The following is a 12,254-nucleotide window of genomic DNA, read 5'->3' as shown; positions in this document are numbered from 1 at the left end:
TACGTTTTTTGTTCTTTTATATCATAGTTGCCCTAAACTTTTAGATTTTATAAGATATATAGTTCATAGCCTCAACTTACTTAATAATAACTTGCTTGCTCGATACCAAATAGCCCTTATTCAGTAAGGAAATTATATATACTCCTTCGTTAAAACAGCTAACATCAATTACTGAACTATTAGTGTATGCCGGAGTTTCTATTAATATATTTCCTTTTATATCGGTAAGTTGTATTTTATCAATATTTGTGTAATCCCACTGTACGTTGAGCAACGAACTTGCCGGATTTGGGAATACGTAAAAATTGCCGTCGGCGTATAATTTCTCAACATTAGCACCGCTGTATATTTCACAATCTGTGGTTGTACCAGGCTCTATGTGTCCTTGAGGTATAAGCTCACGTCCTATAAATCCTTCAAAATCCGGTGCGTACCTTACGGTTTGAAAAACGCTATTTGTGTTAGCTTGAGGTTGAACGTACTGAGGAATTATACCGTCCTGTGCCACAGGATTTATATACTGCCAGACAATATTTCCATCGTAATCGACTTCAAAAAGGCGTCCTGTCAATGCTTCACAAATAATAGTATTATTATTGGGAAGTCGGTTTGCTCCTGAAAAAAGTGCAGAATAAAAATCGCTTGGATTTTCAGCTGTATAAGACCAATGAAAATCGGCTGGAGCGTAAGCAGTATTCTCAAATAAATAATTGCCGCCTTCTAATAAAGGTGGGTCAATAACAACAACAGAAGAATATTGAAGACCATAAGGAGTCCCTGCTCTATTGCTGTATATCATAATCATACCTCCATCCATTTGTCCATCTGGTATCCAATTAGCATCATGCTGCATAAACAATTTTTGGTCATTTGCGGTACCTCTTTTGTATGCTATAGGATTTCCCCAGCGATAAAGCAAGTCGCCACCCTTTCCGCAATTACCACCTACGCTTGTAGCAGCTTCTTCAGTTGTTGTTGAATGGTCTATTATCCACATTTCACTAAATTGGTGTATGCTAATAGCTATTTGGTCTAATTCGGCATTATAATCTATACCATTAAAGTGAAGCCAATCAACTGAAGCTTTTTCCGCCAAATAGTTAATATCTATTCGTTGCGGATTGTCTTCAACAACACCGTAGTTATCAATGCTAGGGTCAACATCTTGAATTAAGTGATCCCACACTCTCCATTCCCAAACTATTGTGCCAATTCCATTTTCAAAATCGGGTTGAATTTCTACAATTTTTTCAGACCAAATATCACTTTGAGCATTGACCCTGCCCACCTGAATAAGCTCTTCGAGGGTACGATATTCCCATACAATAGCCAAAATGTTTCCATTAGGCAAATATTCAATATCGTGGTGCTGACATTGAAAATCATCTGAGATAAAGTATTCCCAAATTCGTTCTCCTTCCCAATTAAAAATTTCTATAGCTCCACCAGCTATCCCATTTTTAAAAACAGTATTGTCAGTTGCCTTTGCTCTGACTAAATTGCCATCGGGAGTTAAAAATGCCATTCGTCCCGGAGTTCGATCCGATTCCCACTTATTTACAACTTCGCCACAATTATCTATTAAGTAAGTTGTTGTGTTTAGTTGAGGAGAGAAAAGAGTGTAACCATTGAATGCATCAGGAGTATTTAAAAATATACCTACGGTTTGCTCTTGCGACATAGCCTTTTGCATGGCAAACGCCACAAAAAAAGCTAAAATTAACTTTGTTGTTTTCATGACTAAATTATTTATAATACGTTTTTTTTCTTTTATATCATAGTTGCCCTTAACTACTATATTTTAAGATACATGTTTCACAGATCCAAATTACCTTACAACAAATTGTTTGCTCGATACCAAATAGCCCTTATTTAACAAGGAAATTATATATACTCCTTCGTTAAAACAGCTAACATCAATTACTGTGTTGTTAGTGTATGCCGAAGTTTCTATTAGTATATTTCCTTTTATATCGGTAAGTTGTATTTTATCAATATTTGTATAATCCCACTGTACGTTAAGCAACGAACTTGCCGGATTTGGGAACACGTAAAAATTGCCGTTGATGTAAATTTTCTCAACATTAGCACCGCTGTATATTTCGCATTCTGTAGTTGTACCCTGCTCTATATGCCCTTGCGGAATAAGTTGGCGTCCTACAAACCCTTCAAAATTGGGAGCATATCTTTTTATTTTAAAAACAGTATTTAACTGCGGTTGAGCGTACTGAGGCGTAATACCATTCGTGGCTACAGGATTTACATACTCCCAAACAATATTACCATCGTAATCAATTTCGAAAAATCTTCCTGACCTTCCGGCACATATAAGGGTGTTGTTGTTAGGGAGTCGGCTTGCTCCGGAAATAAACGCAGAATAAAAATCGGTTGGATTTTCAGCTGTATAGCTCCAATGTGGTTCGGCTGGAGCGTAAGCTGTATTCTCTAACAAATAATTTCCGTCGTCTAACAAAGGTGGGTCAATAACATAAACAGATGAATAATCAATACCATAAGGGGTTCCTGCTCTATTGTTGAAAATCATAATCATACCTTCATCCATTTGCCCTTTGGGTATCCAATTAGGATCGTGTTGCAAAAATAGTTTCCTATCACTTTCGGTACCTCTTTTATATGCCTGGGGATTTCCCCAACGATAAAGCAAATCACCTCCTTTCCCGCAATTACCACCTATGCTTGAAGCTGCTTCTTCGGTCGTTGTTGAGTGGTCTATTATCCATATTTCGCTAAATTGATGCACACTGATAGCTATCTGGTCTAATTCGGCATTATAGTCGATACCGTTAAAGTGAAGCCAGTTTGAAGCGAGTGAATTTTCGCCCAAAAAGTTAATATCTATTCGTTGCGGATTGTCGGCAATAACGCCGTAGTTATCAATGCTTGGGTCAACATCTTGAATTAAATGATCCCATGCTTTCCATTCCCAAACTATGGTGCCACCTCCGTTTTCAAAATCGGGTTTTATTTCTACAATAGTTTCTGACCAAACCTCACTTTGGGCGTTAACCCTGCCAGCCTGCATAGCTTCTTCGGCAGTACGGAACTCCCACGAAATAGCTAAAATGTTTCCATTAGGCAAACATTTAATATCGTGATGTCGACAATTAAGACTATCTGAGATAAAGTATTCCCAAATTAATTCTCCATCCCAATTAAAAACTTCTATTCCTCCACCCCAGTCCCCATTAAAAACCGTATTTTCGGATGTTGTGGCTCTAACCAAATTGCCTTCGGGAGTTATATGTGCTATTCGACCTGCTTTTCGCTCCGATACCCACTTGTTTACTACTTCTCCGCAATTATCTATCAAGTAAGTTGTGGTTCCGGCTAAAGGCGAGAAAAGAGTGTAGCCATTGAATGCCTCAGGAGTATTAAAAAATATTCCTACGGTTTGTTGCTGCGAAATAGCCGCTTGTGTGATTAATGTAGCTATAAATACCAAAATTAACTTTGTTTTTTTCATAAATTATGATTTAATATTCATTATTCAACTGCTTGTTACAAAATTAAACTTAATTACATAATTATAACTTGCTCGCTCGAAATTAAATAGCCTTTAGATAACAAGGAAACTACATACACGCCTTCGCTGATGCAACTAACATCAAGGACTGTACTGTTTGTATGTGCCTGAGTTCCTATTACTAAATTTCCATTTATATCGCTTAATTGTATTTCATCAACATTTGTATAATCCCACTGTACGTTAAGCGATGAACTTGCCGGATTTGGGAACACGTTAAAATTATAGTCAGCGTATAACATTTCAATATCAGTGCCATCGTAAATTTCGCATTCAACAAATGTTCCAGGTTCTATATGCCCTTGTGGTATGAGCTCACGACCTTCAAACCCTTCAAAATCAGGAGCGTATCTATCTATTTTAAAAACAGGGTTTACTTGAGGTTGAGCGTACTGAGGTGTAATACCATTGACTCCCACAGGATTTACGTATTGCCAAACAATATTGCCGTCGTAATCAACTTCAAAAAGTCTTCCCGACATGCCTTCGCATATAAGTGTATTATTGTTGGGTAGTCGGCGTGCACCTGAAATAAGATCGGAGTAAAAATCGGTTGGATTTTCGGCTGTATAAGTCCAATGCGTTTCGGCTGGACCGTAAGCTGCATTTTCAAATAAATAATTACCGTCGTTTAACAAAGGCGGGTCAATAACATCAACAGAAGAGTAGTCGAGACCGTAAGGAGTTCCCGTTCTATTATTAAAAATCATAATCATACCTTCATCCATTTGTCCTTTGGGTATCCAACTTGCATCGTGTTGCAAAAATAATTTTTGGTCGTTTACTGTGCCTCTTTTGTATGCTAAAGGATTTCCCCAACGATAGAGTAAATCTCCACCCTTTCCGTAATTACCACCCGAGCTTGAAGCTGCTTCTTCAGTTGTGGTTGAGTGGTCAATTATCCATATTTCGTGCAAATTGTGCACACTGATAACTATTTGGTCTAGTTCGACATTGTAATCGAGACTGTTGAAATGAAGCCAATCGACAGAGAATGGGTCTTCTCCCAAATAGTTAATATCTATGCGTTGCGGATTGTCAGCAACAACGCCATAATTAGCTATGTTGGGGTTAACATCTTGGATTAAATGATCCCATACTTTCCATTCCCAAACTATTGTGCCACCACCGTTTTCGTAGTCGGGTTGTACTTCTACAATTTTTTCAGACCAAATATCTCTTGAAACATTAACCCTGCCAACCCGGAGAGCTTCTTCGCTAGTACGAAGATCCCATACAATAAGCAAAAAGTTCCCATTGGGCAAACGCACAATATCGTGGTGCTGACAATTGATGTTGTTTGAAATGGAGTATTCCCAAATTCGTTCTCCCTCCCAATTAAAAACTTCCATTGCTCCGCTTGATCTTCCGTGAAAAACAGGATTTTCCACCGACTTCCCTCTTATCAAATCGCCATCAGCAGTTAAATATGCTTTAAGACCCGGAGTCCTGTCAGATTCCCATGTTTTTACAACTTCGCCACAATTATCTATCAAGTAAGTCGTAGTTCCTGCTATAGGCGAGAATAGAGTGTAACCGTTGAATGATTCAGGAGTGTTGAAAAATATCCCGACGGTTTGTTGCTGCGACATAGCCCTTTGTGTAGCAATTGCAACAAGAATTGCTATAATCAACTTTGTTGTTTTCATGATTAAATAATTTAAAATACGTTTTTTTGTTCTTTTTTATCATAGTTGCCCTTAACTTTTAGATTTTATAAGATTTATGGTTCATAGCTTCAACTTACTTAACAATAACTTGTTTATTCGATATTAAATAGCCCTTATTAAATAGGGAAATTATATATACTCCTTCGCTAAAACAGCTAACATCAATAACTGAACTGTTAGTGTATACCGGAGTTTCTATTAATAAATTCCCTTTTATATCGGTAAGTTGTATTTTATCAACATTTGTATAATCCCACTGTACATTGAGTAACGAACTTGCGGGATTTGGAAACACGTGAAAATTGTTGTCAACATACAAATTTTCAATATTAGTGTCGTCGTAAATTTCGCATTCAACGAATGTACCCGGCTCTATGTGTCCTTGCGGTATAAGCTCACGTCCTTCAAATCCTTCAAAATCGGGAGCGTATCTTTCTACTTTAAAAACAGCATTTATTTGAGGCTGAGAATACTGTGGTGTAATTCCGTTCATCCCTACAGGATTTACGTACTGCCAAACAATATTACCTTCGTAATCGACTTCAAAAAGTCTGCCCGACATGCCCTCGCATATAAGAGTATTGTTGTTGGGAAGACGGCGTGCTCCGGAAATAATATCTGAATAAAAATCGGTTGGATTTTCGGCTGTATAAGTCCAATGTGGTGCAACTGGAGCGTAAGCTGCATTCTCGAATAAATAATTTCCGTCGTCCAACAAAGGCGGGTCAATAACATCGACAGCAGAATAATCAAGACCATAAGGAGTCCCCGCCTGATTGTCGTAAATCATAATCATGCCTTCATCCATTTGTCCTTTTGGTATCCAATTGGCATCATGTGGCAAAAACAGTTGCTGGTCGCTTTCGGTGCCTCTTTTATACGCCAATGGATTTCCCCAACGATAAAGCAAATCGCCACCTTTTCCGCAATTGCCGCCCGAACTTGATGCTGCTTCTTCGGTTGTTGTTGAATGGTCTACTATCCATATTTCGTGCAAATTATGTACGGTAATAACAATTTGATCTAATTCGGCATTGTGGTAAACACTGTTAAAGTGAAGCCAATCGGTAGCAGTTTCAACCTCGCCCAAATAGTTAATATCCACTCGTTGCGGATTGTCTGCAACAACACCGTAGTTATCAAGGTTGGGGTCAACATCTTGAATTAAATGATCCCACGTTCTCCATTCCCAAACTACGGTTCCGCCTCCATTTACATAATCGGGTTTTATTTCTACAATTTTTTCCGACCAAACCGGACTTTCAGCATCGACCCTACCTGCCTGAATAACCTCTTCTAAAGTATGTAACTCCCATACGATAGCCAAAAAGTTCCCATTAGGCAAACATTCAATATCGTGATGCTGGCATTTATAATCGTCGGAAATAACGTATTCCCAAATTTTTTCTCCTTCCCAATTAAAAACTTCTATTGTTCCGCCCCATCTTCCGTTAAAAACGAAATTTTGAGATGATGCAGCTCTAACTAAATTGCCATCGGTATTCAGATATGCCTTAAGACCCGGGGTTCTTGTCGATTCCCACTTGTGCACTACTTCTCCGCAATTATCTATCAAGTAAGTTGTCGTGCCCACAATGGGCGAGAAAAGAGTATAACCGTTAAACGATTCCGGAGTGTTAAAGAAAATGCCTACGGTTTGTTGCTGCGATATAGCCCTTTGTGTAGCAATTGCAACAAGAATTGCTAAAATCAACTTTGTTGTTTTCATTATTAAATAATTTAAAATACGTTTTTTTGTTATTTTTTATCATAGATGCCCTTAATTTCTAGATTTTATAAAATTTATATTCATAGCTTCAATTTATTTTACAAAAAATAGATTAGTAACTAGTATATCTGCCTAACCAGTAGTTAATATCGTCTAGCATTTTTTTACATCTAAATATTTTTTTACGTATTTGTTTTTTTGTTCTTCGTCTTCTTCATTTTGCATTTGTTTCAACAATTCTTGCACAACCTGATTGATGCGTTTGGCTTTATACGAAAGTAAGGTTTTGGGTACAAGTTTGTCTAAAACATCACTTTCGGTAGCTAAATATATTTTCTTTTTTTCCCAATTAGGACTGAAAGTATATTTATTTGCAACAATATCAATAACTGTTTGCGATATATCGGGATTTACATTGTGAGTTAAAGCCCTCGAATCAAAATCTTGATTTTTGCTGATTAAATCGGAGCAAATATTAATTATTTGATTATAACTTGAATTGGTAAACTCTACTTCATCGTTTTTTATGTCTCCAATAATATAATCGGCAACTCGTACTTTAACCGTTTTGTCTTCGTCATCAATTGCATTGTTAATATCAATTTCTTCGTTTCCATACGTCAGAAGCAAACGAATAATTTCTTTTTCTAGGAAAGTTGAGTCGTGAACATCAAGTTTTACAGCTTGCGATTGCTTGGCAACAGGGATTTCTAATGAATATTCTTCGTAAGTTTGTCTTTGTTTAGATGCATCGTAAAATTTTTTGTTAAGAGCCTTGTTAACTTCACTCATAACAACACCGTCGTCGATTTGCATTTTTTCGGCAACCAACTGTACGTAAGCCAATCGGGTAAGCCTATCGGGGATTACTGCTATGCTGTTGATAAACTCTTTCAACAAACTCACCTTTTTAATTGGGTCGTTTGCATCTACATCGGTCATCAGCAAATCCATTTTAAAAGCAATAAAATCTTGAATATTGCTTTTTATGTATTCTTTGATTTCCTCGTCTCTTTTGTTTTTAGCAAACGAGTCGGGGTCTTCGCCGTCGGGGAACAACAGTACTTTTACATTCATTCCTTGTTCCAAAATCATATCAATACCTCTGAACGAAGCCTTAATGCCGGCGTTGTCACCGTCGTACATTACGGTAACATTTTGCGAATATCTTTTAATGAGCTTGATTTGATCGGTAGTTAGCGATGTACCCGAAGAAGCAACAATATTTTGAATACCCGCCTGATACATTGATAAAACATCGGTGTAGCCTTCAACCAAATAGCACATATCGTTGGCAACAATTGCGTGTTTGGCTATATTTAAGCCGTACAAGGTGTTGCTTTTGTTATAGATAAGCGTTTCGGGCGAGTTTAAATATTTTGCCTGATTTTTGTCGGAAGATAATGTTCTGCCGCCAAAGCCTATAACTTTTCCAGATTGATTGTAGATTGGAAAAATAACCCTACCTCTAAATCTGTCAAATAATTTCTCATTTCTCGATGTGCTTAATCCCGATTTTTCGAGTACTTCTTTGCTATACCCGTTTTTTAAAGCTTCTTTGGTGAGTGCATCCCACGCGTTTGGGCTATATCCTAATTCGAATTTTTCAATTACCGAGTCGTTAAAACCTCTTTCCCTAAAATACGATAGTCCAACGGACTTGCCTTCATCAGTTTCCCAAAGTTGTTTTTTGAAAAATTTTAAAGCAAATTCGGTAACAAGATATATACTTTCTTTTTCTGTTCTTTCGGCAACTTGTTGCTCGGTCTCAACAGTCTCTTCAATAGGAATATTGTATTTCTTTGCCAAATAACGTAGTGCCTCGGGATAAGTGTATTTCTCGTGCTCCATAACAAAGCTGATAGGATTACCGGCTTTTCCACAACCGAAGCATTTGAATATACCTTTAGAAGGCGAAACGAAAAACGAAGGCGTCTTCTCGTCGTGGAACGGACACAAGCCTATTAAATTAGAACCGCTACGCCTTAAAGAAACAAAGTCGGAAACAACCTCACTTATTTGAGCTGTATCGATAATTCTTTGTATGGTTTCTTGAGGTATCAATTTTTTAGTACTTTGCTATACAAAACAACAAAATTAAAAAATTTATACTAAAATATATATTATTTAAATAAATATTATAGTTCCTATATCAATTGGTTGAAAATTAACTAATTCTACTACTTCCATTCCGGAATCATTTATAAAGTTGATAATTTTTTTATAATTACTGAAAAAATTCAACTTCCCATTCACAAATAGTAAGTTGTTGTATATTCCGCATATTCCACCAAAAAAACCGTTAGGAAACGACGACAGCTTAATACAATCGGGATTGACAATAAGCGCCTTGTAACCATGGTTTAGCAATGTTTTGTATATACCATCATCGCTAGTTATCCACATGTTGTTATTTAAAGCTACTGTTGTGCATCGGGCATAGCCCTGATTGACGTGGATTTTTTTCAGTCCTTGCCTCTCGGCAATATTCAGAATAACATTGTCGGTAATATTAAAGTTATGCAAAACTGCTTGCGAAGTTATAATTACATTGTAATGAGCGGTATTAGGATAAGTGTTTTTTAAGATTTTGTTTCCGAAAAGAAAATTTACGCCTTTGTCTTCTAAAATATCAATATAATTTTGTGGTGTATTAGGTGAAACGACTAATCCTTGCGGAGTATTACAAAAAAATATATCGGGATGGTCGGAGATTGCAGGATACACTATGCCCTGAGTTTCAAACGGAATAACAGTACCGTATTTGCTTAAAACATCGTGTGCCGACTTGCTTATATTTTTGCTAACAATAATCAACATGATAATCAAACATTTTAGTTAAAGTATCATCGCCTATAATTTTCACTTCGCTAAATCTTTTTAATAAATTGATTTTGTTGACGGCTTTGTGCCCAACAGCAGAATTTATCTGCTTTTTAGGAACACTTATTATAATACTCTTGCTTTCGGTTTTTAATTCGCTAAAAATATTGTCCCACACTTTTGAATAAACCAAATTGCCGAATGCAGGATGATATGGTCCGGCAACAAACCCCGACCCATCTTGCAAATCCGAAGATGGATGCAATCCTATTCTAAGTATTTCAACATTGGCATCAACAAAAATCGGGACAATTTTAGCAGCTTGACTAACAGCTTGTTGCATAGTTAACGGCTGATATAAGTTTTGCTCGTACATGGTTTGTAATTGCGTTCCGTGCAAAACCAAAGTTGGGTATATCCTGGTATTTTTTGCTCCCAAACTTACAATAGTTTTAGCAGTATTAATAGCTTTTTCCTCGGTGTCGGCGGGCAGTCCTATCATCATTTGGAGACCTAAATCGAAACCGTGTTTATTAATTAAATTGGCAGCATCAACTGTTGCTTCAGTGTTGTGCCCTCTTCCGCATTTTGTCAAAACATCATTATCAAAAGATTGAGCACCAAGTTCTACAGTCCTGACTCCATTTTGTTTCAAAAAATTTAATTTATCTTCACTAATGTAGTCGGGTCTTGTGGAAATGCGTACAGAATCAATAATTTTGCTGTCGATATATGGCTTAACTTCTTGCAAATAAGATTTTTGTGTTTCAATATCTATGCCCGTAAAATTCCCACCAAAAAAAGCTACTTCAACTTTTCTTCCGTCATCTTTATACGATTGTAAATATTGCTCTATTAGAGGTTTAATTTCTTTAGTTTCAAGAGGTTTTATCCAACCCGAAATAGTATGCTGATTGCAGAAAATGCAACGGTTCGGACAAGCTAACTCAGGAACAAAGAAAGGAATAATCATAGCTTAAAAAAACCGGAGACTTATCATCCCCGGTGCAAGTAATGAGAACTTTTTCGCACCGAAACAACCGTTCCAGCGCATTTATTTAGTTATACTCTGCAAAGGTAAATATTTTACACTTAATACAAAACTTTTAAACTTTTTATTTGTTCCCATATTCTATTATTAATTTTTTTTAAGCATTATTTTAATATAATTGTTAAAATTATGTTTAATTTTGCAATTGAGAATGTAAATTTTAATTAAAACAAACTATAATTAATAACAAGAAAACTATGAGAGTAAACAGAATTTTTTTAATCGCAATTTTATCCTTGTCTATTTTAGGAACATCATGCGTTAGTAAGAAAAAATACACGCAACAATTGGAAAGTTTTGAAACATTGGAACAACAATATTCAAAAAAACAATCCGATTTGAATGCTTGTATTACCGCAAGAGATAACTACATAAAACAAATTGAAGATTTGAATAGACTTTTGGCTGAAAAAGATAAAGAAACAGATAATCTGACAAAAGCCAACACCATGGTTTTAAACCAATTGGAAACCTTATCGGTAATTTCGAGCTCGCAAGCTGAAAGTATCAGACAATCGATGGAAAATATAGGAATGAAAGATGCTTATATTCAGAATTTACAGATGTCTATAGCTAAAAAAGATTCTTTAAACATGGCTTTGGTAATGAATTTGAAGAGCGCTATAGGTAACTTAGACGATGAAGATGTTAATATTAAAGTAGATAAAGGAGTTATTTACGTTGATATTTCGGACAAACTTTTATTTGCAAGCGGTAGCTATAAAATAACCGACAGAGCAAAAGAAGTATTGGGCAAAGTTGCAAAAGTCCTAAAAAATCAACCTGATATTCATTTTATGGTTGAAGGTCATACCGACAACGTTCCATATCCAAAACGTGATGGAATTTACGACAATTGGGATTTGAGTGTAAAACGTGCCACAACAGTAGTAAGATTGCTACAAAACGAATACGGCATGGATCCATCGCATATTACCGCAGCCGGTAGAGGCGAATATTCACCTGTAGATACTAACAGCACTGCCGATGGTAGAGCTAAAAACCGTAGAACACGTATAGTTATTCAGCCTGAACTAGACCAGTTTTTCAAACTTCTTGAAACTCCACAACAAATGAAAAAATAACACGTTGAGATAAACGATAAAAAAAACCTTCATAAAATAAATTTATGAAGGTTTTTTTATTATTCATATTATAAAAATATTATCTTTGGAGTTTGATTTTAATAAAATTATTTACAAACTCAACGTAACATAACCATGAAAAAACTACTAATTTCTTTAGCTATTATCTTGTTTGTTGCTTTTTCCGGCAAAGCACAAGTACTTTTGCAAGAAGATTTCTCATCTGGAACAATGCCTCCACAAGGTTGGGTAATTTTCGGTATGCAAAGTAATTATAGCAACGTTAATACTTCCCTTGCCGGTGGAACTGCTCCTGAAATGCATATTGTTGGCACTCCAGTCTTAGATCGGA

Annotated in this window: 9 protein-coding genes; 2 read left to right on the top strand and 7 right to left on the bottom strand. The window is 36.3% G+C overall.

Going from position 1 to position 12,254, the window contains the following annotated elements; all coding sequences use genetic code 11:
* Positions 1–76: 76 nt before the first annotated feature.
* From PHP31_05690 to PHP31_05660, 7 genes are all read right to left on the bottom strand, one after another.
* Positions 77–1,738 (bottom strand): aryl-sulfate sulfotransferase, encoded by a 1,662-nt coding sequence (locus tag PHP31_05690; protein MDD3738768.1) that lies wholly within the window; start codon positions 1,736–1,738, stop codon positions 77–79.
* Between the two features lie 90 nt (positions 1,739–1,828).
* Positions 1,829–3,484 carry an aryl-sulfate sulfotransferase gene (locus PHP31_05685; GenBank protein ID MDD3738767.1) on the bottom strand — a complete coding sequence of 552 codons (1,656 nt, stop codon included), beginning with the start codon at positions 3,482–3,484 and terminating at the stop codon, positions 1,829–1,831.
* Positions 3,485–3,537: 53 nt separating this feature from the next.
* Positions 3,538–5,193: an aryl-sulfate sulfotransferase gene (locus tag PHP31_05680; protein ID MDD3738766.1), complete on the bottom strand. Its 1,656-nt coding sequence runs from the start codon at positions 5,191–5,193 to the stop codon at positions 3,538–3,540.
* A gap of 94 nt (positions 5,194–5,287) precedes the next feature.
* Positions 5,288–6,943, bottom strand: a complete 1,656-nt coding sequence (locus PHP31_05675) for an aryl-sulfate sulfotransferase (protein MDD3738765.1) — start codon at positions 6,941–6,943, stop codon at positions 5,288–5,290.
* A gap of 153 nt (positions 6,944–7,096) precedes the next feature.
* Positions 7,097–9,007 (bottom strand): DNA primase, encoded by a 1,911-nt coding sequence (gene dnaG, locus PHP31_05670; protein ID MDD3738764.1) that lies wholly within the window; start codon positions 9,005–9,007, stop codon positions 7,097–7,099.
* A 63-nt stretch (positions 9,008–9,070) separates the two neighbouring features.
* Entirely contained in the window at positions 9,071–9,763 is a 693-nt protein-coding gene (locus PHP31_05665) for a hypothetical protein (GenBank protein MDD3738763.1), read from the bottom strand.
* A complete protein-coding gene (locus tag PHP31_05660; GenBank protein ID MDD3738762.1) occupies positions 9,747–10,739 on the bottom strand; it encodes a radical SAM protein in 993 nt (330 codons plus the stop codon). Before PHP31_05660 ends, PHP31_05665 begins: the two co-directional genes overlap by 17 nt.
* A gap of 275 nt (positions 10,740–11,014) precedes the next feature.
* On the opposite strand from PHP31_05660, the gene PHP31_05655 reads away from it, so the two are divergent.
* Positions 11,015–11,902, top strand: a complete 888-nt coding sequence (locus PHP31_05655) for an OmpA family protein (GenBank protein MDD3738761.1) — start codon at positions 11,015–11,017, stop codon at positions 11,900–11,902.
* Positions 11,903–12,037: 135 nt separating this feature from the next.
* On the top strand, positions 12,038–12,254 hold a 217-nt coding region (locus PHP31_05650; GenBank protein MDD3738760.1), incomplete at its 3' end, for a hypothetical protein.

Source organism: Lentimicrobiaceae bacterium, from assembly GCA_028697555.1.
In the GTDB taxonomy this organism is placed as follows: Bacteria; Bacteroidota; Bacteroidia; order Bacteroidales; family UBA4417; genus UBA4417.
Note: the sequence above shows the minus strand (reverse complement) of the source record. Positions and strands in the feature narration are given on the sequence as shown.

Excerpts from the sequence above, each read along its gene's own strand:
- PHP31_05680 (MDD3738766.1), bottom strand. The coding sequence starts at position 5,193 with ATGAAAACAACAAAGTTGATTATAGCAATTCTTGTTGCAATTGCTACA.
- PHP31_05690 (MDD3738768.1), bottom strand. The coding sequence starts at position 1,738 with ATGAAAACAACAAAGTTAATTTTAGCTTTTTTTGTGGCGTTTGCCATG.
- PHP31_05665 (MDD3738763.1), bottom strand. The coding sequence starts at position 9,763 with ATGTTGATTATTGTTAGCAAAAATATAAGCAAGTCGGCACACGATGTT.
- PHP31_05660 (MDD3738762.1), bottom strand. The coding sequence starts at position 10,739 with ATGATTATTCCTTTCTTTGTTCCTGAGTTAGCTTGTCCGAACCGTTGC.
- PHP31_05655 (MDD3738761.1), top strand. The coding sequence starts at position 11,015 with ATGAGAGTAAACAGAATTTTTTTAATCGCAATTTTATCCTTGTCTATT.
- PHP31_05675 (MDD3738765.1), bottom strand. The coding sequence starts at position 6,943 with ATGAAAACAACAAAGTTGATTTTAGCAATTCTTGTTGCAATTGCTACA.
- PHP31_05685 (MDD3738767.1), bottom strand. The coding sequence starts at position 3,484 with ATGAAAAAAACAAAGTTAATTTTGGTATTTATAGCTACATTAATCACA.